The sequence below is a fragment of the Algibacter sp. TI.3.09 genome (assembly GCF_038154905.1).
GTDB lineage: Bacteria > Bacteroidota > Bacteroidia > Flavobacteriales > Flavobacteriaceae > Algibacter.
In genome coordinates this window covers 227,674-252,334 of record NZ_JBAKAN010000002.1, presented here as the reverse complement: position 1 = coordinate 252,334, position 24,661 = coordinate 227,674, and the positions used below count along the sequence as shown (strand labels likewise).

Sequence of the window (24,661 nt, the reverse complement as noted above, 5' to 3'; positions counted from 1 at the left end):
CAAAATGGAATTACTTACAATAAATAATGTATGGATGATGATCTGTACGGCCTTAGTTTTCTTTATGCATACTGGTTTTGCATTTTTAGAAATTGGGCTAACAAGACAAAAAAACACATTAAACATATTATTTAAAAATATTCTTATAATAACTATCGGCTTACTTCTTTACTGTTTAGTAGGTTTTAATTTAATGTACCCTGGTTTTGCTGAAGGTTCTGCTGGAATTTTTGGTTTTGCAGGCTTTGGTTTAGAGGCTCCGTTAACTGCGGAAGGTGCTCTAGATTTAACATATAATGAAGGTTATACGTATTGGACAGATTTCTTGTTTCAAGGTATGTTTGCTGCAACTGCTGCAACTATTGTTTCTGGAGCTGTTGCCGAACGTATGAAAATTGGACCTTTTATGATTTTTACTATTATCTACGTTGGGTTTGTTTACCCAGTTGCTGGCTCATGGAAATGGGGTGGCGGATTTTTAGATCAATTAGGTTTTTACGATTTCGCAGGTTCTACCTTAGTGCATTCTGTAGGTGGTTGGGCAGCATTAGTTGCTGTTTTCTTATTAGGCCCGCGTATTGGTAAATTTAAAAATGGAGAACCTCAGGCTATTCCTGGTCATAATATACCGTTAGCAACGGCAGGTGTTTTAATCCTTTGGTTAGGATGGTTTGGTTTTAACGGAGGGTCTGTGCTTTCTGCTAATCCGGAATTAACATCTTTAACTCTAGTAACAACGTGTTTAGCTGCTGCTGCTGGTGGTGTGGTTGCTGCTTTATTCACTTTTATTAAATATAAAAACCTAGATTTAACCATGTTTTTAAATGGTATTTTAGGTGGTTTAGTTGGTATTACTGCTGGGGCAGATGTTATGTCGCCTACAAGTGCTATTATTATTGGTGCTGTAGCAGGTATACTTATTGTTTTAGCTGTTAGTTGTGTAGATGCTTTAAAACTTGATGATCCTGTAGGTGCTATTGCTGTGCATTTAGTTTGTGGTATTTGGGGAACTTTAGCAGTAGGTATCTTTTCTACAAACCCAGAACATAACTTCTTGGCGCAATTAATTGGTGTAGCTTGTTATGCTGGTTTTTGTTTAGTAACCTCTTTTATTATTATATTTACCTTGAAGAAGGTTGTTGGTATTAGAGTTTCTGAAAGAGAAGAGCTAGAAGGTTTAGATGCTCATGAGCATGGCATGGAAGCTTATCCAGATTTTAGATCTAACGATCACTAGAAGAGAACTATTTAACTGATCAATTATATTATTTTAAAAAGGTGTTTTGCTTTATGCAAAACACCTTTTTTGTTTGATGAATTTTTTAGATGTTATCGTTTGGATGTTCAGTATGCTTTTGTTTGTTTATTTGGCGTCTAGGGGTAGTGTTTGTATGGTTAAACTATCGCTGCGATATATGCGCAAGGGATAGTAGTGAAAAGCCCACAGCTGCTGCAATGGTAATTGCGGTAGCGCGGACTTGTAGCGTATAGCCCGACCCCTTTTTGGGGTTGCGCCCTAATAAAAATAATAGAAGGTGTTTTAACGTAAAAAAGCCCCCATAGTTGGAGGCTTTTTATATTTAATTTGAATGTTTTATTATGCAGAGTTTCTACTTGCATTAATGTTTCCGAATAATGAACGGGTAACAATTTTTTCAAATATTTTAATTTGTTCTTCGTCTCTAACTTCGGCTTTTTCTAATTCTTGAATCTTTTTAAGCGCGTATTGTTGTATTGTTAACAATGGTAACACAATAGATTCACGAACTTGAATAGAGGCACGGCCTGCTGGCTCGTTTTCCATAAGTTCTTTATAACCGGTTAGTTTTAAAAGTAAGGATTTTGTTGATAGGTATTCGTTATAAATAATATCCCAAAATGCACCAAATTCTTCGTCTTTAGACATGTATTTTGTTAAATCGAAAAACGATTTAGTTAAAGACATCATACTGTTTTCTAACAGTGTTTTAAAGAATTTTGAGTTGTTGTAAAGTTGTTCAACTTTATGGAATTCTCCGCGGTCTTCGTAAGCTTTTAATGCTTTACCAACACCAAAGAATCCTGGTACGTTTTGTTTTAACTGACTCCAAGACCCTACAAAAGGAATGGCTCTTAAATCTGAAAAGACTAACTTATCTGATGTGCCTCGTTTTGATGGACGTGAACCAATATTTGTTTTTGCATAGTATTTTAAAGTACTCATGCGCTCCAAATATGGTATAAACATGGCATGACCTTTAAAGTCTTTGTAAGCGGTGTAACTTGTTTCGGCTAGGTCGTTCATTACAATTTTGTCTTCCTCACTCATGGCTTCGTTATTTTTGCCAATGCGGTTAGAAATACCAGAACTTATTAATTGTTCTAAGTTGTATTGAGATGAGTCTAGAGTTCCGAAATTAGAACTGATAGTTTGCCCTTGTATGGTTAATTGTACTTCTTTATCCTCGATTGTTGGACCTAAAGATGAGTAGAACTGGTGTGTTTTTCCACCACCACGAGCAGGAGGTCCGCCACGACCGTCAAAGAAAATGGCTGTAATACCATGTTTTCTAGAAATGGCTGTTAGGCGCTCTTTAGCTTTGTAAATACCCCAGTTTGCCATAAGGTATCCACCATCTTTTGTTCCGTCAGAGAAACCTAGCATAATAGTTTGCTTGTTTCCTCTTTTTTCTAGATGTGCACGGTAAGTAGGGTTGCTGTAAAGCTGCTCCATTACGTCTGGTGCGTTTTCTAAATCTGGTATAGTTTCAAAAAGTGGACCAACATCTACCGTTAAATAGTCTTGGAATGCTACTAATTTTAGCATTGCAAAAAGTTGCATAACGTTTAATGCAGTTTGGTTGTTACTAATAATGTAACGGTTTGCACCGCGCTCACCATTAGTTTTCTGTATTTTTTTGATGGCCTTAATGGTTTTAAGCGTGTTGCTTACCATTTCGTCTTCAAAAACATCGATATCAATTTTATCTCCACTTACTTCTGATAAGATTTTAACTTGCTCATCATCTGTTAAATCGTGATAGTTTTTAGGAAACGATGGGTGATTGTTTTCTATTAACTTATCGATAACTGTAGTGAACACGGTATGGTGAATACGGCTATCTTGTCTAATATCTAAAGTTGCAAAGTTGAAACCAAAAAGATTAATTTTATTAATTAAGCTGTTAATTTCGTTGATGTAAAGCGATTGGTGGTCGGCTTCTATAACGTCTCTAATGCTTAATAATTCGTTAAGCAGCTCTTGAGCTGTAATTGTTTTTTCGGTATTTAAGTTTATACTAAAGTTGTATAAAATAGTTTCTAGCTTAATAATACGCTCTTCTACACCTCTAAACGTAAGTTTACGTCTTAGGTTTTTTAAATCGGCATAATACTTTTTAAGTATAGCTTGTTTTAATTTTTTAGCAACTTTTATTGTTGTGTTCGGTTTTACAAACGGATTTCCGTCTCTATCGCCACCTGGCCAGAAGCCAATGTTAATTATTTCGTTATGCTTTTTAGTATCGTCGTAAATGTTAGTTTGGATATAGTTGTAAATATCTCCAAACGATTTGTAAAATACGTTTTCTAAATACCAAATTAAGCTTTTTGCTTCATCATAAGGTGTTGGTTTTTCACGCTTAAAGAAAGGTGTTTTCCCTAATTGTGCAAACAAATCGTTAATGCCATTTAGGTTGTTTTCTTTAACAGCTTTCGATAAATCGGTAATAATACCTAAAACCGAACCTGGGTAAAATTGAGTAGGGTGAGCCGTTAAAACAATACGTACTTTAAACTCTTCTAGGTATTGTTGAAGAAGTTCTAATTTATTTTCTGAAGTTGCTTTTTCTTTAAGGTTTCTAAGTGTGCCAATACCATCCATATTGTTTACAATAGGGAAAGCAGCATCTTCTACGGCATCAAACAACACCACTTGGCGCTCTATATATTGAATAAAACGGAATAATAGGTTTATTTGACTTTCTTCAGATCTACGACCTTGATATTTTTGGAAAAACGTATCTACAATGGTTGTTGGGTTATCACCTTGTGCAAATCCTTTTTCGCAAGTTTCGTGAAACAACGGCAGTAATACGCCGGTTTTTGTAATAGTATCAAAAGGTAGTGTCATAAAAATACTATTGTAAATTTGGTATTTAGACAACACACTTTGATTAAATCGTGTTAATTTTGGCTCTACAGACATCTTTTTCTTTCTATTCTAAAATTAAAACATAAAAGTACTAAAGGAAATCTTAAAGAGCGAAAGCTGTTTGAAGTTTTATCAATTTTTGTTGTTTGTAGATTCCTTATTATGAATAATTAAAAAAAAAGTTGATAATGCCATATTCTTTATAATGGCAAATACTGGAATCTCAGCTTTTCTTTACAATAAGACTCAGAAATAAAAACATTGTACATTCTTAAAGTATGATATATGTCATTTTTATCAATCTATTCCTAGTCTACATTTGTTGATTAATTCAATTAATATGAAAAACACACATTCATTTCATATTCCTGTAATGGGAATAGGATTTACAATAGATACTCCATTAAAAGTTGCGCAATACGGTATGGATTCTGTAATTTCTTTGGTAGATGATATTCTGCTTGAAAAATTACGAAAAATGTACAGCGAAAAGTTTGAGGTGCCTTACCATGAAATTTCGGATAAAATAGAAGATTTTAGAGCAAAAAGAATTACCTCTTATTTAAATTTAATTAGCGATTTAGCGGGTAAGAAATTTGAAGAATTAAAAAATGTTTCGACAGAAAAAAGCGAAGAACTTTTTAATTATATCAGCATGTTGCCCGATGGCTCTAAAATAAAGGCTGAATTCGAAAAACTAACGTCTAAAGAATTAGATTTCTCTAAGGTTAAAAACTGGGTGAGTAACAATTTATCTATGGGCGCGATTGATGTTAATATCATGACGAAAGTTGATAAAGATAACTATATAAAAGATGAAAAATTACCTGTAGAATTTAACGATGCACATGCTGCATTACGTGGTTTTGCTAATAGTAAATTAAATTCGTCTGTAGTGCTTTCTGCTGGTATGAACCCGAGATTATATGCGTATATGTCTCAGTTTAATGATTTCTTTCCAGATGAAAATGGTGCATTTAAAAAACGTATTATTTTAAAGGTTAGCGATTATAGATCGGCCTTAATTCAAGGGAAGTTTCTAGCCAAAAAAGGCTTATGGGTTTCGGAATATAGAATAGAGTCTGGTTTAAATTGTGGCGGTCATGCTTTTGCTACAGAAGGTTATCTTTTAGGGCCTGTTTTGGCTGAGTTTAAAGCGCATAGAGATGAGCTTCAAAAAACAATTTATAGTGTTTTAAGTCAGGAGCTTTTAAATCAAAATAAAGCCATACCAAAACAAGAATTAAACTTTGAAATTACAGCACAAGGAGGTGTTGGAACTTTTGAAGAGCATGAGTTTTTAATGAAACATTACAACTTAGATTCTGTAGGCTGGGGTAGTCCATTTTTGTTAGTTCCAGAAGCTACAACTGTAGATAAAGATACGCTGAGTAAACTAGCTAAAGCTGAAGAAAGCGACTTGTATTTAAGTGATATTTCTCCGTTAGGTGTGCCTTTTAATAATCTAAAAGATAATACAAAAGATGCTGAAAAGCAGGTTAGAATAGATAAAGGTAGACCAGGAAGTTCGTGCCCAAAGAAATTTGTAGCCATGAACAAAGAGTTTAAAGAAACAGGTGTTTGTACGGCATCTAGAGAATATCAACATTTTAAAATAAAAGCTTTAAAAGACCAAGAATTATCTCCGGAAGATTATCAAAACCAATACAATAAAATTATTGAAAAATCTTGTACTTGTGTTGGTTTGGGTACTTCTGCGCTTTTGGCTTACGGTTTAGATACAAAAACGGAAGGCGAAGGTGTTTCTGTTTGTCCGGGACCTAATATGGCATATTATTCTAAGGTAATGAGTTTAAAAAATATGACCGATCATATTTACGGGCGAGATAATATGGTTTCCAGAACAGATAGACCTAATTTGTTTATTAAAGAGCTTGATATTTATATCGATTTCTTAAAAAACAAACTAGCTGAGGCTCGAGTGTCGATGAATAAAAAAGAAGAAAAATACTTATTGAATTTTACAAAGAACATGAAAGCCGGTGTGGCGTATTATCAATCGCTTTTTAATGATGTAAAAAATGAATTTGTAGATATTAAGGCATCTGTTTTGTCTGAACTTTTTAAAGGGGAATTAACGTTAAACGAGATTCAATTAGAAATAGAAAGCTTAACTATTAAAGCTTAAATCTAAAGCGTTTTGTGGTTTTTCGCAAAACGCTTTTTGTTTTTTGACATTTATTTAAGAGTTTACTTAACAATAATTTAATGATTTTATAAAAAGAATGCTGGTTTTTTATTCTCATGGTTTTTTTAAGGTATTCTGAATTTAATACGCATTTTAATTAAGATATTTGCAGTTAAATGAGGATTACTATGGATTTAGTGAAAGAAATACAACGCTTAAAAAAAGAGAAGAATGCCGTTATTTTGGCGCACTATTATCAGGTGCCAGAAATACAAGATATTGCCGATTATGTTGGTGATAGTTTAGGCTTGTCTCAAAAAGCTGCTGAAACCGATGCTGATATTATTGTGTTTGCAGGTGTGCATTTTATGGCGGAAACTGCAAAGATTTTAAACCCATCTAAAACAGTTGTTTTACCAGATTTGAATGCAGGTTGTTCTTTAGCCGATTCTTGTCCTCCAGAAGATTTTGCTGCGTTTACTAAAAAACACCCAGACCATGTGGTGATTACTTATGTAAACTGTTCGGCTGAAATTAAGGCGCTAAGTGATATTGTTTGTACATCTTCCAATGCATTGAAAATAGTACAATCTATACCAAAAGAAACGCCAATTATATTTGCTCCAGATAGAAATTTAGGACAATATATAATAAACGAAACAGGTCGGGATATGCTACTTTGGGATGGTAGTTGTATTGTGCACGAAGCATTTTCAATCGATAAATTAATTGAATTACATAAAAAATATCCGGAGCATAAAATTATAGCACATCCAGAATCTGAAACTCATATTTTAGATACGGCTGCTTATATTGGTTCTACCTCTGGAATGATAAACTTTGTTAGAGAGCATGCTAACGAGAAATTTATTGTAGCTACCGAAGCAGGGATTTTGCACAAAATGCAAGAAGAAATGCCAGATACAGAATTAATTCCGGCGCCAGCCAAGGAGGATAATACTTGTGCTTGTAGTGAATGTCATTTCATGAAAATGAATACCATGCAGAAATTATATGATTGTTTGCTTAACGAATCGCCACAGATTGATGTTGACGAGAAAATTCGTGAACGTGCATTATTGCCAATTGAGCGTATGTTAGAACTTTCAAAATAATATGATAAAGGCAGACTATTTAGTAATTGGTTCAGGTATTGCAGGATTAACATTTTCGGTTAAAATTGCAGAGAAATTCCCCGAGAGAAATGTTGTTATTGTAACAAAAGCTTCGGAGGAAGAATCTAATACTAAATATGCTCAAGGTGGTGTGGCCATTGTTTTAAATCACGAAAAAGATTCGTTTAAAAAGCATGTAGACGATACGTTAATTGCGGGGGACGGACTTTGTAGTAAGGAGGTTGTGGAAATGGTTGTAAATGAAGGGCCAAATCGATTAAAAGAATTACTAGAATGGGGCGCTAATTTTGATGAAGATGCTAGCGGAAATTTAGATTTAGGTAAAGAAGGTGGGCATTCGGAATTTCGTATTGTACACCATAAAGATATTACAGGTTTTGAAATTGAAATGGCTTTATTAAAGCGTGTACATCAATTACCAAATATTACCTTATTACCGCATCATTTTGCTATCGATTTAATTACAAATCATCATATTGAAAGGCCTAAGCCTTTAGAGAAAGGTTGTTATGGTGCTTATGTTTTAAATCAAAAATCGGGCGAAATTTTCACCATAAAAGCTAAAAGCACATTGTTAGCTTCTGGTGGTATTGGTCGTGTTTACGGACACACCACTAACCCTGTTATTGCTACAGGAGATGGTATTGCTATGGCATACCGTGCCAAAACTAAAATTTCCGATATGGAGTTTGTACAGTTTCATCCTACAGCTCTGTATGATGTTCGTGGCGATCAATCTTCTTTTTTAATATCTGAGGCCGTACGTGGTTTTGGAGCGTATTTACGCGACAAAAATGGACATCGTTTTATGCCTGATTATGATGATCGTGCCGAATTAGCGTCGCGCGATATTGTGTCTCAAAGTATTGATAGTGAGCTTAAAAAATCGGGGGAAACGCATGTGTTTTTAGATTGTTCTCATTTAGATATTGATGGTTTCAAAGCACACTTTCCTAATATTTACCAAAAATGTTTAGATAACCATATTGATATAAAAACTGATTGGATTCCTGTGGTGCCAGCCTCGCATTATTTGTGTGGTGGTATTGATGTAGATATGGATGGAAGAACATCTATTAAAAATCTATTTTCTTGTGGAGAATGTACTAAAACAGGACTTCACGGTGCAAATAGGTTGGCATCAAACTCTTTGCTAGAGGCTATGGTTTATGCACATAATATTTTTAAATTTCATAGTAAAAATACTTTAGAAACTTTTGATTTAGATATTCCTGACTGGGATGATAAGGGTACAACTATTGCTAAAGAGCACGTTATTATTCAGCATAATTTAAAACAATTACAAGCTATTATGCGTGATTATGTTGGTATTGTGCGTAGTGATGATAGGCTTAAGAGTGCTATTAAGCGATTAGACTTAATTTATGATGAGGTAGAGGCTTTTTATAAAAAGTCGAAAATAACAACCTCGCTGTGCGAATTACGTAATATGCTAAACGTTGCTCATTTAATTGTAAACCAATCTATAGAGCGCAAGGAAAATAAAGGTGGGTATTTTAATATTGATAATGTTTAATACTAAGTTTTAAACTAAGCAATTTTCAAAATATTATCATCTGGGAAGCAGTGCGTGTATATTCTTTCGAATAATAAATCTTGATTCAATGGTTTGGTAATGTAATCGCACATACCGAGTTTTAGAACGTGTGCTCTAGTTTCGTCTATAGCATCTGCTGTTATCGCTATAATTGGGATACCCGCTATTACAGAGCCTAAATTGCCGCCTTTAATGATGGATGTGGCTTCGTAACCATCCATAATTGGCATTTGTAAATCCATTAAAATAATATCAAAAGTTTCGGTTTTAAGCATTTCTATAGCTTCTTTTCCGTTGTTGGTAACTGTGAATGAAATATTCTTTTTGGTCTTTAAAATTCGAGATAAAACCATTTGGTTTATCTTATTGTCTTCTGCTATTAAGATTTTCAAAGGCTTGTCTTTATGGGAGTTAATAATGTTTTTTACTGCAGGTTGTTCTTCGGAAATGTATCGGAAGTTTAAATTAATAAATACGTTTGTACCTTGATTTATTTTGCTGGTAATTTTTATTTCGCCATCAAATAGTTTAACGATATGGTAAACTATGGTTAAGCCTAGGCCAATACCCCCAAATTCACGTTTATGATTTAGTCGCATTTGACTAAAACTTTCAAATACATTTTTTATAGAATTTTGGTCTATGCCAATACCTGTGTCCGAAATTTGAATAGAAAACTGGCAGGTATCCGCGTTTATTTCATTGCAAATCAACTTAAAATAAATATTCCCTTTGTCGGTAAATTTTAAAGCATTTGCCAACACGTTATTTATTACTTGCACAAAACGTGTGGAGTCGGCTAGTATTTTTTTTGGAATTCTGTTATCTAAATCAAACTTGTAGATGAGTCCTTTTTTCTCTGCTTCAATTTTCCAATTGGCGCTAATTTCCTGTAATTTAATAGCAGGATTAAAAACGGTAGGGCTTAGATGTAATTTATCGTTTTCAATTTTTTCAAAATCGATAATATCATTCACGTTACTTAGTAGGCTTAACGACGCATTTTTTATGATTTCGAAAGATTCATTTGTTTTCTTATTCTTTTGACGGCCTAATTCAATTTCAGCAATACCCATAATGGCGTTAATAGGTGTTCTAAGTTCGTGGCTCATGTTAGACATGAAATAAGTTTTAAGCTCACCTATTTCTTCCGATTTTATTAACGCTTCTTTTTGTAGTTTTTCTTTTTGAATACGCATGTATTTTATCAAGTTCGTCATGGAAAGTGATAAGAAAATTACCTCTAACCCAGATCCGAATTTAGAGCTATTCAATGTGAAAAAGTTGTTTGGTAGTAGGCTTAAATTATTCATTACAAAACCGAGTAAGCCAATTACTAAAAACAAAATACCAAAAGAGAAATAAGGATCTATTTTAATGCGCTTATAGCGTAATGTAAATACACTAGATAGTATTAAAATTAAGCTATATAAGCCATTTAAGTTACTTATTGGGTAGGCGATTTCTAAAGATTTGGAGTTTACAAATAGCAATGTAAACAAGAATCCAATAATACCGTAAGCTACGTAGTATGCCGTTTTAAAAGATTTTAAATGCGTGTCTACTTGTAAAAAATATTCGCAATATTTAAGCAGATAAAAGTTAGAAAACAAGGCGGTTATTAGTACTATTCGGCTATTAAGAAAGCTTGCATCTGTAAAAATATACTCGTGTATAAAACCATCTAAAGCCGCTTGCATAAAGCAAATTGAAAATACATAGATACCATAATACAAAAAGGCTTTTTCTTTTATGGTGCTGTAAAAAAACAAGTAAATAATACCAGCTAAAAGGAGTAGGCCATAAAAAAGACCTAAAAATAATTGTTGGAAGTAATTTGTTTTCCAAAAAGAATCTTCGCTGTATAAATTTAAAGGTAGGTTTATGGTTTCTCCATCACTTTTTAGATGAATATAAATTTGTTGAGTTTCATTTGGAGGTAAATTGATTTTGAAAATTGTAGATCTATGTTTCACCTGTTTATCTTCAAAATCTATTTGGTCACCACTTTTAAACACTTTAGTTTCAGCTTTAGAAATTTGATAAAGTTCTGCATGATCGGTTACAGGGCGTCCGGTTTCTAAATAGTAGGTTTTAGATTCTGCGCCGCTATTTTGGAGTTTAAAACGAATCCAATAACTATCAGATGTAAAACCAACACTTTGGTTGTTCGATTCTAAATTTTCAAAATGGAGTAGTGGGCTTTGGGTAACATCGTTAAGTTTTATGTTTAAGCTACCAGCGTTGGTAAACTGAGCATATTCATATAATTCTCCTTTACTCTTTTCAGGAAAGTAGACATCGTCTTGTGCGTACAGGCACAGACTGAATAAGTAGATTAAAGCTAAAAACTGTTTCATGTAGGGGGATGCATTAAACAGGCCAAACATAGGTAATAAATGTTTGTTATTAAATTTTATTAACATTAATATCGTATTTTGACGTTTAAAAATGTATTTCAACGATGTTTTTAATAGGTGTAAATTCTTTCAATATGCTTTTATTGAAATAAATTTCAGATTTAATTTCAGAAGTTTATGGGTTAAATTTTAATCAATGTGGTTTTTAATTTGCTATACTGATGTAGAAAAAAGCAACACCTAATCCCTCAATTAGATGCTGCTTTTAAAAAATGTATTTACGTTAAGTATTATTTACCTAGCATAAGGAGTTCGTTACAAACAATTTCGGTAACGTAACGTTTAGTGCCATCTTTATCATCGTAACTACGGTTTGTTAATTTGCCTTCTATGGCAATTTCTTTTCCTTTTGTAACATAGTTTTCAACAACCTTTACAAGGCCGCCTCTAACCACAATATTGTGCCAGTAAGCACGTTCTACTTTGTTGCCGTTTTTGTCTTTGTAGCTATCGTCGGTAGCTAGCGAAAACTTCGCCATTTTATTACCATCGGTAAAATTTACAATTTCTGGGTCTTGCCCTAATCTACCAATCAACTGTACTTTGTTTCTAAGTGCATTCATAATTTAAATTTTTTAATGCCTACCATCTATAGTAAGCTCGTTAAACAGTTAATACTATTGAACCTCAATGGTTTCAACACTGCAAATATCTAACAGCTTGCAAATTTTATTCGGTAATTAATTACTTAAAATCGTTTGTAAATGTTTGTAGTCGTTTGTAAACGATTATTATTTATGAATGTTAAAAAGCTGAAAATGAATCAGAAACCGCTGTTTTTATTGTTTTTTTGAGTATGTTAGCTTGGGAATTTAAAACATGAATTTGGCTGCGTATGGTTTATACGGAGTTAGGTACAATTCAAAAAAAATGAAAACAATCTTAAAACATAATAAAAAAAGGAACGCATTTATTATTTATTGTATACTAATAATAATTGCACTTCTCTCATCAAAATACTTCATAAATAATCATTTGTTGTGCCCACATAATGAAACCGCAAAGGTATTAACAATGATTATAGACAAAATAATAACCTCGTTAATAGTTTCAATAATAATTGGGATTTTCCTTTTTAAAATTGAAGTTCCTGATGAAGAAAGTAAACTTGAAATAATAGAACCTATAAGAATTTCAGATAGTTTTGAAATAGGGAGAAAAAAATCTACCTTTTGGTATTTCTCTGGTGGAGCAGGAAGGTACACCAGAAACGTAACTATTCCTAAATTAGCAAAAAAAGCTGGTAAAAGTAATTCTACTATTAATTTAAAAATATGTATAATTGATTATGAAAATGATGATGCCTGTAAGAATTATGTGAATTTTAAAAACTCTTTAAATTCAAATATAAATTCAGATTTTACTTGGACAGAAGATTTTTTGAAATCTCAAATTTTGGCTACAATATTCAATGCCATAATTTATAAATCAATGTATAACTTAATTAAAATTGATATATTTTTAAAGAAAACATATACTACAACTAGAATTGATATTAATGATTTTAACTGCATTATAACCAAAGAAGATAAACGAGATTTTGCTATTTCATCAACAAAAGATGCTTTTTTGTATAAGACTTTTAAAGAAGAAATTACACAAATAGGAAATCAATCAAAAAAAATTGAAATTGAACAAGTAAAAGATATTAATAGAAAAACGGAAATTGACGAAAGTTTAGTTAAAAGGATTTCTGAAGAATATAATTTTAATTTAAACGAAGAGTATCTAAAAGAATTAACAGCTATTTTAAATGAAAAAAAATCAATTTTCTGAACTTTATTTTACTCAATTAAGAGAAAGTTATGCTAATAAAGATACAAATAAAATCCACAATGCTTGTAAAGAGATAATTAATAAAATAAATGAAATAGTTTTATTGAAACACCCCTTAGGATTTTATTATTCTGAACTATACAAGTATAGTGATGATGCCAAAATCCGAATACATATTTGGCCAGATAATAGGGAGTCAATCCAAGATAAACTAAATATTCATAACCATTATTATAACATTACGAGTTATGTTTATATGGGTAATATAAAAAACATACTTTTTAATTCATTCAATGAAGAACCATATACTCACGCACTTTATGAAGGCACATATGAAGAAAAAAACACAAGAATACTAAATAGAACAGACTCAAAATTTAATCTTAACATTATAAGTGAAGAAGTAATTGAACAAGGTAATATTTATGAAATTAAAAAGTCTGAAATTCATATTGGAAAAGTAGAGAAACAAACATTTACTATAACATTAATATTTACCGAAAACCCAAATAATTCAAACCCAAAAATATATGGGTGTATTGATGGCCCTGATAAAATAACCTTTAAACCTCAAAAGGTAACAGAAGATGAAATTAAATATATACAAGAAAACTGTACCTAACAATGTATAAAAAAACATAGGGCTTTTGTGTTAACTCCAAAGTCCTGTGTTTATTTACAAAGTCCACCAAATATAAAATTTAGCATTTTCAATAAAAAAGATAAAAGCAAAATATTATATTTGGTTAAGTGTTAAACCCGAAATGCAGTGCTTATCTTCTGCCCTACATTTCTTATACTAAACGTTGTAAAACATTTAAAACAAAAATTACGAATGAAAATAATATTTTCAATTTTCATATTTATTTTACCATTTCTAATGAATTCTCAAAACAAGGAAACGATAGATTGGATAAATAATAATTCGATAGAAATTGAAGATGCGAATCCTAATTCTGAACTAAAAATATTTAAAAAAAATACACCTAATAAATTTTCAAATGCTAAAATTTATGGGCTTGGAGAAGCTTCTCATAATACAAAAGAATTTTTCGACTTAAAAGCTAAATTCTTCAAGCATTTAGTAAAAACACAAGGTTTGAAAACTTTCATCATGGAAGAATCTTATCAAGCAGAATCTGGAATAAATGAATGGATAAGTGGCGGAAATGGAAATATTCAAACAATAGCTAGAAACTTTAATCTTCCCTTTTGGCAACGCTATGAAATTGTAAATCTTTTACAATGGATGAGAAACTATAATTCAGATAAACCGAGAGAAGACCAAATTCGATTTTACGGAATGGATATTCAAATTGGTAAGAATATTAATCAAGAAATTCGAGATTATCTTGATACAAACAAAATAACAATCGACAAAGATCTGTTAACTCTTGCAGATAGCTGTGCAAATAAGAAGATAGACTTTAGCAAAAAAGATAGTTGGTGGATAATTCAGATTCCAAAATTAAAAGAACTAAAACAGCAAATACAAAATATAAAAACAGAGAATGAAGAACATAAATCTCTAATAAGAAGCTTAAATTATTTAATAAGTTATACTGAATATGCATCTCTAGTTAAAGATGAATATCCTAAAAGTATTGAGTTTAGAGATTTAAAGATGTTTGAAAATGTAAAATATATTGTAGAAAATGAATCTGAGAATGGTAAAGCGTTTATATGGGCTCATAATGAGCATATAAATAAAAGAGAAATGTATTACACTGGAAGTAATATTATTAATTTAGGTCGTCATCTAAAAAATTATTATAAAGATGATTATTACAGTGTAGGTTTCGACTTTGGAACTGGAGAAATTAATGGTTTTGTAATTGATCAAAAAAAAGGTAATTATTGGAAAACCTATCATATAGAAAAACCTTTCAAAAAAACATACTCTAAAACATTAATGCTTACTAATAAAGATATTTATTTTATTGATTTGCAAAAAGCAAATGAAAGTGATTCCTCAAACTTTTTTAGCAAAAAAAACAAACATTTATTAATAGCAGGTGGTGGATATCAACCTAAACCACTACACAGGATTATGATTAGTAAAATTTACACAGAAACATATGACGGGTTGATTTTTGTCAAAAAAATATCGAATCCCGAATCTAATTTAGAAAACTAGAAAAAACGTTTTACAAGCCGTAAAACTGCACAAGGGGTTAAACAATTTAATAAACGGCAGTGCTTTCGGGTTCGAAGGTTCGTATTTATCAATTATAGCAGAGGTAATAACCATAATTGGTATTGGGGCTTATTATAATAGAAAAAAGCGAGCTGCAGAGCCAGAATTAACCTCGTAAGTAATTATTGGTATTCACGACGATTAAAGAGTATATAAAAAAAACAAAAAGCACAAAATGATAAAACAAAGATTGGTATCAAACTTCGAGAACATTCTTAAAGCGAAGGTTCACTTTTTTATGAAGAAATCCATCTGGAAATACTTGATATTGACTTTAATTCTTGGGTTTTTGAAACCAATAAACGGATTAAGCCCAATAGTAACAGCGCTAATATTTTTTGCAGGAATCAATTTAATATTGTGGCCTTTGCAATACATAAGTGCTAAAACTTTTGCAAAAAAAATAAACTTTGACGCCACGGTAGAATTTAATGAAACTGAAATCAAAATTAATCATAACAATAAAGACTTAACCGAATTGAAAGATTGGAATTGGATTAAGAATATTGAATTGAACAAAGAAAGTATATGGCTAACTTTAAATCAAGAAAGACCATTTGCAATAGCGATTCCGAAATCAAAATTGAATGCTTCTGAAATTGAACTGTTCGAGAGAATGAAGAAAAACAACCAATAATTATAGATGATGATATTGTATGTCGTTCTCGCCAAAACTCTTGTGAGTTTTCTATTTGATAAATACTTCTGTTATGCATAGAAAAATATTGATTAAGAAAACTTCTTTTATCCTAATTACACTAATAACTTTGGTGTCTTATGGGCAAAACGCATTGACTGATTTTCTTTCAGCTGCTCCCATTTCTCTTTTTGATAACACAACCGAAGGAATTTCATCTGGAGAAATAAATAATTTGGTTAAAAAAGGAGAATCTTCAAATTGGAAAGTTTCATTTCAAAATAAAGAAAGATTAACAATTTCATGTAAGCATCCGTTTTCTCAAGTAACATTGTTTTTTTTAACCAAAACTGATGGTGCTTTAATACTTGTTTCTTATACAGAAAATGAAAAAACATCTACTATCGAGACTTGGGAAAAGAGTGATAGTAATATTCTAAAGAAAATTAATGTATTGCCATCTATACAAGCAAAAGATTTTTTCTTGAAGGAAAATCAATTTAAAGAAATATCAGAATACAATAGTCGTGTGTATTATTACTTAGATATGGACACATTAACAATTGAAGCAGGCTTTGATACATGGATGATAAAGCACGAATATTTTACTGAAGATAAAAATGTGGACTACAATATATCGTTGAATTGGAACGGTATGGAATTTGAGGTACAAAAGACGAGGTAATTAAAGCAAGAAATCTCTTGTGTTGCATTTGGTTTTCTTCGGAAAATACAAGTGAGCAAACTATAGCACTAACCAAACATTGTAAACTACAAACTGCATGAAATATTTCTATTTTAAATTTGTAATATTTTTATTGTTATCAATCTCAATGCATTCTCAAACCTTAGATACTCTTGTAGATGTTGGAGGTTATAAAATGCATTTCAAAATAATGAAAGGAGAAGGAACTCCAATTCTTTTTGAAGCAGGTGCAGGGAATGATGCTTCTGTTTGGAGTGATATATTAGAAAACATTCATGAAGTTACAGGTACAACACTAATAACTTATGACAGGTCTGGGTTTGGAACAAGTGAGTTAAATCCGAATTTAAAAAATGAATCTGATTTTGGAATAGAAAACGGTGTAAAAGAACTAGAAGCAGGACTTTTAAGGTTGGGTTATAACCAAGAAATTATTCTAGTTTCTCATTCTTATGGCGGGCTTTATAATTTATTGTACGCAAATAAACACCCTCAAAAAGTGAGGTCTATTGTTTTAATCGATGTTACGCTTAATAATTTCTGGAATGGGGAATTGTTAACAATGAGAGATCGCAATGTTGATATTAGTACTATAAAAAAGCCTTCGGGTGATTATTATTTAAATGTGAATTTCAATGAAACAATGCGCTATGTGCGAAATATGGAATTCCCAAAAAACATATCAATTATAAATGTTTTTCCTAAAAATTCTTTTCCAGGTTACCCTGAAATACTTTCAGGTCGATGGCTAAAACTTCACAAAGAATTTGGTGACCAAAATGATAATGTAGAAAATGTTTTAGCTAAAGGAAGTGGTCATGCTGTTTTTCAAGATAATCCAGGGTTAATAATTAATACAATTATAAAGGCGTACTCCGAAACCTTAGACGGGAAGAAACAAAAGGAGTTTTTGAAAAATGCTTTCGATAATGCTATTGATTTGTCTATTGAAACTAAAAAAGTTGAAATAGAAAATAAACATTCGGAAGGTGATTTGAATGAATGGGCATATGCGCTTTTGAGAGGTGGAGCGTTAGACAAGGCTTTACAGATTTTTAAATTGAATATCATGCTGTTTCCTGATAGTTGGAATGCTTACGATAGTTATGGTGAGGCTTTATTGCAATCAGATAAAAAAGTAGAAGCAATTGAGGCGTATGAGAAATCCATTGAATTGAATCCGGAAAATGAAAATGCAAAAACAATGTTGTTGCAAATAAAGCAGAAGTAGTTATTAAAGCCCTTAAAGTGAGTCTAGTTTAAATTGAAATTTAGATTATTTTTTTATTGTCATGATAATAATTCCGATATTTGAGTGTCATAAAATTAAATACATGAGTACTTTTTTATTCAATCATATAGCGCTTTCTGTAAAAGATGTAGATCAATCTACCGCGTTTTATCAAAAATTGTTTCAGCTTAAAGAAATTGAGAATACAGCTTCCGGTTCTAAAACACGATGGTTGTCTTTAGGTGAAGGGAAACAACTTCATCTTATTCCGCTTCCAGATGCTGAAATAAAAACAAATAAGGCTGTTCATTTTGCTTTAACAACATCTAATTTTAACGCATTTGTATTGTATTTAGATGAGTTGAAAATTGAGTATTCCGATTGGCTCGATACGCCAAATAAAGATTACATACGAAAAGATGGAATCAGGCAGGTTTACTTTCAAGATCCAAATGGATATTGGGTTGAAGTAAATGATGATGTTCAGTAAATTAAAGGCTTTTACTTGTAATTTATTTCATTAAAAAGCGTCATACACAGGGACTATTATAATTCAAAAAAAATATGAACTCACTATTAAAAGTAATCTGTATCCTTACAATTTCTTCTTGCTTGGCTTGTCAATCCGATAAAAAGTCGACCACAACTGAAACTACCCCTGTAAAAGAACAGAAAACCATGCAGCGAAGCAGTGAGTTTAATAAGTATTGGTATAGCGGTACAGCAGAATTAAATAGTTACACATTAAAACAGTCGAGATATGGAGAAATTCGCGAAGGTGAAGTTGTTTTGGTCTTTGTAACGGAACCTTTTTCAATAAGCAAACAAGTGAAGTTGGATAACCCGAAAGAAGCCGGAGAAGATTTAGTTCCGGTCATGAAATTAAACCATGTTCGAAAATTTACTACAGGTATTTACGATTATTCTATTGTAACCTCTTCTTTTACACCAGTAGATTTTCAAAAATACCCAAATACATTAAAGTTAAATACAAGCATTCAGGAATGGTGCGGACACACATTTACTCAGCTTAATCTGGATGGGAGCAATTACGGTTTTAAACAGTTTTCTTATTTTGAAGCCGATGGAGATACAGAGAAAACCATTCCCGCAGCTATGCTAGAAGAAGAGCTTATTACGCGTATTCGTTTAAATAAAGGTCAGTTGCCTTTAGGGAAAGTTGATATCATTTTTTCAACGATATACAGTCGTTTTGCTTATAAAGATTTAGAAGCGACAAAGGCCGAAATTACTAAAACAGAACAAGACAGTACTATACTTTATAACATTGCCTATCTAAGTTACGATAGAAAGGTTTCTATTGAAGTAGAGAAGAACTTTCCGTATAAAATACTATCATGGACTGAAGATAATGGAGACGGGCTAGTAACGGAAGCAAGATTGAAAAAAAGTATTCAAGAACCATATTGGAGCCAAAAGAAGTTGTCCGACGAAGTTAAAAGAGCTGAACTACAATTGGGAAAATAGAGGTTACATGAATTGCGCCTAAATAATTGTTTTACCGAACATCTTCAAAGTAAGATTATTAGTGGAGAAACGAAATTTAAATTTTATTTGTTAAATTAGGCAAGTAAACAAGCTTCGTATGTGCTCTAGGCAATTCAATTTAAAATGAAAATACTAAGAACAAACTCTAAAAACCCAGATTTTATTGAGTTGGTAAAACTGCTAGATAAAGATTTAGCGATAAGAGACGGTGAAGATCACGCTTTTTATGCTCAATTTAATAAAGTAGATCGTATTAAATATGTGGTTGTAGCCTTAGAAAATCAAAAACCACTTGGCTGCGGTGCTATAAAAGAATTTAGCCAAGACACTATGGAAATTAAACGCATGTATACCTCTGAGGAAAGTAGAGGAAAAGGTGTTGCTTCAATGATGCTTGCAGAGTTAGAGCAATGGGCCAAAGAACTCGGGTTTAAGCAATGTGTTTTAGAAACAGGAATAAAACAACCAGAAGCTATTGGCTTGTATGAGAAAAACGGCTATCATTTAATGCTAAATTATGGGCAATATTCGGGTGTTGAAGATAGTAAGTGTTTTAAAAAAATGATATAAATCTAAGGAAGTATAAACCTCAATAAAACTTAAAGATGATAAGAAAAGTATGGGTGTTATGTGTTGCAATTTTGTTTCTGTCTTGTAATGAAACTAAGAAGGAAAACGTACAAGTAGATTTAAAACCTACAACTACTGTTGAAGAATTTAAGAATTTCGATTGGTTATTAGGGAAATGGAAACGCTTAAACGAAGAGGAAGGAAAAGCGACTTTTGAACACTGGGAAAAAATTAGTAAAACCGAATACTCGGGCATTGGTTTTACCATGCAAAATGGAGATACCATTAAGCAAGAAAACATAGGTTTAGTTAAAGTTGGTAAGCAATGGGATTTAGTAGTTAAAGTTCCGGAAGAAACACAATCGGTTACGTTTAAAGGTGTGGCTCATGCTGCAGATCAATTTATGTGTGAAAACAATACAATCGATTTTCCGAACAAAATAAAATATTGGAAACATGGAGATAATATGCATGCCATGGTATCTGGAGGTGAAATGAAAATTCAATTTGAATTCGAAAAAATAAAATAATATAAGCTCAGTTTTAGTATTTAGATGCCTAAAAGGCTTTATGTAGTAAGTATAAACACAAACCACTATGCAAAAGGAATGTCCAGAGTGTGGCGATAAAATTGTTGGCAGAATTGATAAAAAATTCTGTTCCGATGGTTGCAGAAATGCTTATAACAATCGGGTAAATAAGGATAGTAAAAACTTAATTAGAAACACCAATAATAGACTTCGGAAAAATTATCGCATTTTAGAAACCTTAAATCCAGATAAAAAAACGAGAACCTCACGTGCTAAATTAATCGAGTATGGTTTCGATTTTAATTACTTTACTAGTATTTATACCACTAAAGCACAAACGGTATATTATTTTGTTTACGATCAAGGATATTTAGAACTCGAAGGCGATTATTACGCATTAGTAAAACGAGAAAGTTAATTAAATTATGGATAATGTTTTATCGCTTTTTCAAGAGAATAAGCACTTTTTAATTCCTGTTTTTATGTTTTCGACTATCATCCTAATAGGTTTGTTGTCGTATTATTTCAGTAAAAAAAACAGAATGCTTCGGGAGTTTAAAAAGACCCGTAAAAAAAGCATAAACAGTATAAAAAGAAACGAGTACGCAAAAATTATAGGTAAGGCCAAGCATGTTGGCGAGCCTTTAGTTGCGCCTTTAAGCGGCAGAAAATGCGTGTATTATCATGTTGTAGTTGAGGTTAAAGGCGATAAGAGTTGGCGTAAAATTATTGACGATGTTAAAAGTCAAGATTTCTTTATTTCCGCAGCAAGTGAGATGGCGATTGTAAAAACTTCTAATTTAAGAGCAGATTCTAAATACATTCATTTAGTAAAAGATTTTAGCAAAAACTCAGGATTTAGAAAAGATGCCCCAGAGAATTTAGAAGCTTATTTAAAAAAACACAGTAAGAAAAGCACAGGGCTGTTCGGTGTTAATAAACAAATGCGTTACAGGGAAGGAGTTATTGAAATTGATGAAAATATTGCTGTAAAAGGCATGGCGGAATGGGAAAGTTTAAGCGAACCTATAAAAGGGTATTCATACTCTAAAATACTAACACTAACAGGTACAAAAAAACAAAAGCTTTTAGTTACAGATGAACCAAAAGCTTTGTTGCGTGTAAATGTATTGTAATGCGTTTATTTCCAGTTCTGTCCCTTTAAAGTCATTGCGGCTTTTAGAACATCTTTTTGACTAATTTGCCCAACTAATTTGCCGTTTTCAACAATAGGGAATCTACGGCGTTTAGCAGATAAGAATTTGTTGGCAGCATCAAAAATATTCATGTTGCCATCAATAGTATCCACATTCATGGTAATATGGTTTTCAATAGTTTTATCCTGCATAGGCATATTGTAATAGCGACTTTCGCTAATTTGTTTAATACAATCTCCTTCAGAAATTACTCCAATCAATTCGTTGTTTTCATTAACAACCGGCCCTCCAGAAATGCGGTGGGTAATTAATTTTTGCATGACGCTTTCTATGGTTTGGTTTGGTGTAAATGTTATTAAATCTGTTGTCATATAGTCACTTACCTTTAGTGGTGTGCTATCGACTACGTTAGCTTGTTGCTTTCGCGCGCCTTGAAAACTTTTTATCCCCATAGTTGTTTAGTTTTAATTAAAGTAATTCTAAATGTAGGGAATTTATTCCAATTTTCCTAAAAGAACATCAACTCTAATAATGGCATTTATAAAAATTGTATATTTAGATATATAAATTTATAAGGTGTTGTTATGATAAAAAAGGCTGTCGCTTTGCTCATTATTATTGGCGGAATTTACTGGAGTTTTTTGGCGCTACTGCCTCAAAATATATCTAGTTTAGATGAGGTAAACCAGAATTTTTCTACACAACGTGCTTTAGTTCATCTTAAAGAAATTTCAAAAGAACCTCATTTTTTAGGAAGTGATGCACATTTGGACGTACGTAATTATATTGAAACTCAATTACAAAAATTAGGTTTAGAAACTCAAATTCAAGAAGCCTACTCCATTCGCGATTGGGGTAATTTAGCAAAACCTAAAAATATTATTGCGCGAATTAAAGGGCGTGAAAATAGCAAAGCACTTTTACTATTAACACATTATGATAGTAATCCACATTCCTCAATAGGGGCAAGTGATGCGGGCTCGGGTGTTGTAACTGTTTTAGAAGGTGTTCGTGCTTTTTTAAGTAAAAATGAAACGCCTAAAAATGATATTATCATTCTTATTTCCGATGCGGAAGAACTAGGTTTAAATGGTGCCGATATTTTTGTTAATCAACACGAATGGGCAAAAAATGTAGGCTTAGTTTTAAATTTTGAAGCTCGCGGAAGTGGTGGTCCAAGTATTATGCTTGTTGAAACTAACCAAGGTAATGCGGGTTTAATAGAAGGCTTTGTAAAAGCTAATCCGCAATACCCTGTTGGTAACTCATTGTTTTATAGTATTTATAAAATGCTCCCTAATGATACCGATTTAACGCGGTTTCGTGAAGATGCCGATATCGATGGTTTTAACTTTGCTTTTGTAGACGATCATTTCGATTATCATACCGCTATGGATACTTACGAGCGGTTAGATAGAAAAACATTAGAGCATCAAGGCTCTTATTTAATGCCAATGCTTAATTATTTTAGTGAAGCTAATTTAAGTGCTTTAAAAAGTGATGAAGACTTTGTGTATTTTAATGTGCCTGTTTTAAAAATGATTAAATACCCATTTTCATGGATACTACCTATGGTTGTTCTAGCGGTTGTTATGTTTATTGGACTTTTAATTTATGGAGGCAGAACACGGGTTTTTAAAAGAGCCGATGTTGGCAAAGGTTTTTTTGCATTTGTTGTGTCGCTTATCGCTTCGGCTATAATTGGTTTGTATGCTTGGCCGGCTTTAAAATTTATATATCCGCAATATGGCGAAATTCTTCAGGGGTTTAGTTATAACGGGCATACTTATATTGCGGCTTTTACTTGTTTGTCTTTAGCAATCTGTTTCTTTGTGTATAGCAAAATCCATAAAGAAGGAAATGCAGCGAGTTTGCTTATTGTTCCGTTATTTTTCTGGTTGATTATTTCAGTTGCCGTTGCCTTTGTTTTAGAGGGTGCTAGTTTTTTAATCGTGCCATTATTTTTTGGTTTTTTGAGCTTATTCATTTTATTTCGAAAAAGGAAGCCAGGTATTATCAGTCATGCTATTTTAGCTTTGCCGGTACTTTTATTGCTGGCTAATTTTGTGCAAATGTTTCCTGTAGGTTTAGGCCTTAAAATGATGGTCTCTTCCATGGTTTTGGTTGTTTTAATATTCGGGCTTTTAATTCCGGTTTTCTCTACTTTCAAACATAAAAAAAGATGGTCTTATGGTTTTCTTTTAGCAACTGTTTGCTTTTTAATTTCTGCTCATGTTAATTCAGGTTTTTCTCCAGGAAACCCAAAGCCTAACAGTTTGTGCTATATTTTGGATGCAGATGAAAATAAAGCAGTTTGGGCGACTTATGATAACGTTTTGGATGGATGGACTATTCCTTTTTTAGGGGAGCATCCTATGGCCGCCACAACCATAAAAGATTATACCATTGCAAGTAAGTACGGTACTAGTTTTACTTATGCTACAGAAGCACCGGTAAAATCACTGAAAGCGCCACAAATGGTTATTGGGCATGATACTATTATTGGCGAATTTAGACACGTAGAACTTTGTATTACGCCGCAACGCAAAGCAAACAGAATTGAGGTGTTTTCCGATTCGACAAATGTTTTTAATGCGGCCAAATTAAATGGTGTTGCTATTCGCGATAACGAAAAAACAGGCTTTGTGTTTAATAAGCGTAAAACTAATAGATTGTTTAGCTATTATATTTCAGATGAAGATCCTTTGGATATACAATTAGTACTTCCGAAGGAACAAAAAACAACATTTGTTATTTATGAAACCTCTTTTAATTTATTAGAAGATGAAAAATTTAACGTTCCTAAAAGAGCTGATGATATGATTCCGAAACCTTTTGTTTTGAATGATGCTGTTATTCTTAAAAAATCAATTACTATCGAATAGTAAAATATTGGTAATCTTTTAACAGTTTAAATGTTAAATTTTTATAGTTTTAGCGTTTTAAATTAATA

Annotated in this window: 21 protein-coding genes; 17 read left to right on the top strand and 4 right to left on the bottom strand. The window is 32.1% G+C overall.

Going from position 1 to position 24,661, the window contains the following annotated elements; all coding sequences use genetic code 11:
• Positions 1-4 precede the first annotated feature (4 nt).
• Entirely contained in the window at positions 5-1,237 is a 1,233-nt protein-coding gene (locus V6246_RS08895; protein WP_159018583.1) for an ammonium transporter, read from the top strand.
• 360 nt (positions 1,238-1,597) lie between these two features.
• On the opposite strand, the gene V6246_RS08890 is transcribed toward V6246_RS08895, so the two are convergent.
• Entirely contained in the window at positions 1,598-4,186 is a 2,589-nt protein-coding gene (locus V6246_RS08890; protein ID WP_341560069.1) for a phosphoenolpyruvate carboxylase, read from the bottom strand.
• 286 nt (positions 4,187-4,472) lie between these two features.
• Here V6246_RS08890 and V6246_RS08885 point away from each other — a divergent pair, with 286 nt between their 5' ends.
• The 3 genes from V6246_RS08885 to nadB all read left to right on the top strand — a co-directional run bounded on the left by V6246_RS08885 (position 4,473) and on the right by nadB (position 8,954).
• Positions 4,473-6,281, top strand: a complete 1,809-nt coding sequence (locus V6246_RS08885; protein WP_341560068.1) for a hypothetical protein — start codon at positions 4,473-4,475, stop codon at positions 6,279-6,281.
• Between the two features lie 188 nt (positions 6,282-6,469).
• Positions 6,470-7,396 (top strand): quinolinate synthase NadA, encoded by a 927-nt coding sequence (gene nadA / locus V6246_RS08880; protein WP_341560067.1) that lies wholly within the window; start codon positions 6,470-6,472, stop codon positions 7,394-7,396.
• Position 7,397: 1 nt separating this feature from the next.
• On the top strand, positions 7,398-8,954 hold the full coding sequence (gene nadB / locus V6246_RS08875; protein WP_341560066.1) for an L-aspartate oxidase: 1,557 nt from the start codon (positions 7,398-7,400) through the stop codon (positions 8,952-8,954).
• A 14-nt stretch (positions 8,955-8,968) separates the two neighbouring features.
• Here nadB and V6246_RS08870 read toward each other — a convergent pair whose 3' ends face one another.
• Together V6246_RS08870 and V6246_RS08865 are read right to left on the bottom strand one after the other, a co-directional pair.
• Positions 8,969-11,335, bottom strand: a complete 2,367-nt coding sequence (locus tag V6246_RS08870) for a hybrid sensor histidine kinase/response regulator (protein WP_341560065.1) — start codon at positions 11,333-11,335, stop codon at positions 8,969-8,971.
• A 290-nt stretch (positions 11,336-11,625) separates the two neighbouring features.
• Positions 11,626-11,958: a single-stranded DNA-binding protein gene (locus V6246_RS08865; protein ID WP_159018578.1), complete on the bottom strand. Its 333-nt coding sequence runs from the start codon at positions 11,956-11,958 to the stop codon at positions 11,626-11,628.
• Between the two features lie 256 nt (positions 11,959-12,214).
• Here V6246_RS08865 and V6246_RS08860 point away from each other — a divergent pair, with 256 nt between their 5' ends.
• The 12 genes from V6246_RS08860 to V6246_RS08805 all read left to right on the top strand — a co-directional run bounded on the left by V6246_RS08860 (position 12,215) and on the right by V6246_RS08805 (position 21,687).
• On the top strand, positions 12,215-13,171 hold the full coding sequence (locus V6246_RS08860; RefSeq protein WP_341560064.1) for a hypothetical protein: 957 nt from the start codon (positions 12,215-12,217) through the stop codon (positions 13,169-13,171).
• Positions 13,149-13,793 (top strand): hypothetical protein, encoded by a 645-nt coding sequence (locus tag V6246_RS08855; RefSeq protein ID WP_341560063.1) that lies wholly within the window; start codon positions 13,149-13,151, stop codon positions 13,791-13,793. Before V6246_RS08860 ends, V6246_RS08855 begins: the two co-directional genes overlap by 23 nt.
• Positions 13,794-14,006: 213 nt before the next feature.
• Positions 14,007-15,308: an erythromycin esterase family protein gene (locus tag V6246_RS08850; RefSeq protein ID WP_341560062.1), complete on the top strand. Its 1,302-nt coding sequence runs from the start codon at positions 14,007-14,009 to the stop codon at positions 15,306-15,308.
• Between the two features lie 235 nt (positions 15,309-15,543).
• Positions 15,544-16,005, top strand: coding sequence for a hypothetical protein (locus tag V6246_RS08845; RefSeq protein WP_341560061.1), 462 nt, complete (start codon positions 15,544-15,546; stop codon positions 16,003-16,005).
• 73 nt (positions 16,006-16,078) lie between these two features.
• Entirely contained in the window at positions 16,079-16,690 is a 612-nt protein-coding gene (locus tag V6246_RS08840; RefSeq protein WP_341560060.1) for a hypothetical protein, read from the top strand.
• 97 nt (positions 16,691-16,787) lie between these two features.
• Positions 16,788-17,942 (top strand): alpha/beta fold hydrolase, encoded by a 1,155-nt coding sequence (locus tag V6246_RS08835; protein WP_341560059.1) that lies wholly within the window; start codon positions 16,788-16,790, stop codon positions 17,940-17,942.
• A gap of 103 nt (positions 17,943-18,045) precedes the next feature.
• Positions 18,046-18,432: a VOC family protein gene (locus V6246_RS08830; RefSeq protein ID WP_341560058.1), complete on the top strand. Its 387-nt coding sequence runs from the start codon at positions 18,046-18,048 to the stop codon at positions 18,430-18,432.
• A gap of 74 nt (positions 18,433-18,506) precedes the next feature.
• Positions 18,507-19,430, top strand: a complete 924-nt coding sequence (locus tag V6246_RS08825) for a septum formation inhibitor Maf (RefSeq protein WP_341560057.1) — start codon at positions 18,507-18,509, stop codon at positions 19,428-19,430.
• 144 nt (positions 19,431-19,574) lie between these two features.
• A complete protein-coding gene (locus V6246_RS08820; protein ID WP_341560056.1) occupies positions 19,575-20,021 on the top strand; it encodes a GNAT family N-acetyltransferase in 447 nt (148 codons plus the stop codon).
• A 35-nt stretch (positions 20,022-20,056) separates the two neighbouring features.
• Positions 20,057-20,551 (top strand): hypothetical protein, encoded by a 495-nt coding sequence (locus V6246_RS08815; RefSeq protein WP_341560055.1) that lies wholly within the window; start codon positions 20,057-20,059, stop codon positions 20,549-20,551.
• A 67-nt stretch (positions 20,552-20,618) separates the two neighbouring features.
• The gene (locus tag V6246_RS08810) at positions 20,619-20,969 is read left to right on the top strand and encodes a hypothetical protein (RefSeq protein ID WP_341560054.1); all 351 of its coding nucleotides are present in this window, start codon (positions 20,619-20,621) and stop codon (positions 20,967-20,969) included.
• A 7-nt stretch (positions 20,970-20,976) separates the two neighbouring features.
• The gene (locus V6246_RS08805) at positions 20,977-21,687 is read left to right on the top strand and encodes a hypothetical protein (RefSeq protein ID WP_341560053.1); all 711 of its coding nucleotides are present in this window, start codon (positions 20,977-20,979) and stop codon (positions 21,685-21,687) included.
• A gap of 5 nt (positions 21,688-21,692) precedes the next feature.
• Here the strand turns inward: V6246_RS08805 and V6246_RS08800 are convergent, their stop codons facing one another.
• On the bottom strand, positions 21,693-22,160 hold the full coding sequence (locus tag V6246_RS08800) for a CBS domain-containing protein (protein WP_042502489.1): 468 nt from the start codon (positions 22,158-22,160) through the stop codon (positions 21,693-21,695).
• 132 nt (positions 22,161-22,292) lie between these two features.
• Between V6246_RS08800 and V6246_RS08795 the strand changes: the two genes are divergently transcribed.
• Entirely contained in the window at positions 22,293-24,593 is a 2,301-nt protein-coding gene (locus V6246_RS08795; protein ID WP_341560052.1) for a M28 family peptidase, read from the top strand.
• The last annotated feature ends 68 nt before the right edge of the window (positions 24,594-24,661 follow it).

Excerpts from the sequence above, each read along its gene's own strand:
- V6246_RS08895 (WP_159018583.1), top strand. The coding sequence starts at position 5 with ATGGAATTACTTACAATAAATAATGTATGGATGATGATCTGTACGGCC.
- V6246_RS08890 (WP_341560069.1), bottom strand. The coding sequence starts at position 4,186 with ATGTCTGTAGAGCCAAAATTAACACGATTTAATCAAAGTGTGTTGTCT.
- V6246_RS08885 (WP_341560068.1), top strand. The coding sequence starts at position 4,473 with ATGAAAAACACACATTCATTTCATATTCCTGTAATGGGAATAGGATTT.
- nadA (WP_341560067.1), top strand. The coding sequence starts at position 6,470 with ATGGATTTAGTGAAAGAAATACAACGCTTAAAAAAAGAGAAGAATGCC.
- nadB (WP_341560066.1), top strand. The coding sequence starts at position 7,398 with ATGATAAAGGCAGACTATTTAGTAATTGGTTCAGGTATTGCAGGATTA.
- V6246_RS08870 (WP_341560065.1), bottom strand. The coding sequence starts at position 11,335 with ATGAAACAGTTTTTAGCTTTAATCTACTTATTCAGTCTGTGCCTGTAC.
- V6246_RS08865 (WP_159018578.1), bottom strand. The coding sequence starts at position 11,958 with ATGAATGCACTTAGAAACAAAGTACAGTTGATTGGTAGATTAGGGCAA.
- V6246_RS08860 (WP_341560064.1), top strand. The coding sequence starts at position 12,215 with ATGAATTTGGCTGCGTATGGTTTATACGGAGTTAGGTACAATTCAAAA.
- V6246_RS08855 (WP_341560063.1), top strand. The coding sequence starts at position 13,149 with ATGAAAAAAAATCAATTTTCTGAACTTTATTTTACTCAATTAAGAGAA.
- V6246_RS08850 (WP_341560062.1), top strand. The coding sequence starts at position 14,007 with ATGAAAATAATATTTTCAATTTTCATATTTATTTTACCATTTCTAATG.
- V6246_RS08845 (WP_341560061.1), top strand. The coding sequence starts at position 15,544 with ATGATAAAACAAAGATTGGTATCAAACTTCGAGAACATTCTTAAAGCG.
- V6246_RS08840 (WP_341560060.1), top strand. The coding sequence starts at position 16,079 with ATGCATAGAAAAATATTGATTAAGAAAACTTCTTTTATCCTAATTACA.
- V6246_RS08835 (WP_341560059.1), top strand. The coding sequence starts at position 16,788 with ATGAAATATTTCTATTTTAAATTTGTAATATTTTTATTGTTATCAATC.
- V6246_RS08830 (WP_341560058.1), top strand. The coding sequence starts at position 18,046 with ATGAGTACTTTTTTATTCAATCATATAGCGCTTTCTGTAAAAGATGTA.
- V6246_RS08825 (WP_341560057.1), top strand. The coding sequence starts at position 18,507 with ATGAACTCACTATTAAAAGTAATCTGTATCCTTACAATTTCTTCTTGC.
- V6246_RS08820 (WP_341560056.1), top strand. The coding sequence starts at position 19,575 with ATGAAAATACTAAGAACAAACTCTAAAAACCCAGATTTTATTGAGTTG.
- V6246_RS08815 (WP_341560055.1), top strand. The coding sequence starts at position 20,057 with ATGATAAGAAAAGTATGGGTGTTATGTGTTGCAATTTTGTTTCTGTCT.
- V6246_RS08810 (WP_341560054.1), top strand. The coding sequence starts at position 20,619 with ATGCAAAAGGAATGTCCAGAGTGTGGCGATAAAATTGTTGGCAGAATT.
- V6246_RS08805 (WP_341560053.1), top strand. The coding sequence starts at position 20,977 with ATGGATAATGTTTTATCGCTTTTTCAAGAGAATAAGCACTTTTTAATT.
- V6246_RS08800 (WP_042502489.1), bottom strand. The coding sequence starts at position 22,160 with ATGGGGATAAAAAGTTTTCAAGGCGCGCGAAAGCAACAAGCTAACGTA.
- V6246_RS08795 (WP_341560052.1), top strand. The coding sequence starts at position 22,293 with ATGATAAAAAAGGCTGTCGCTTTGCTCATTATTATTGGCGGAATTTAC.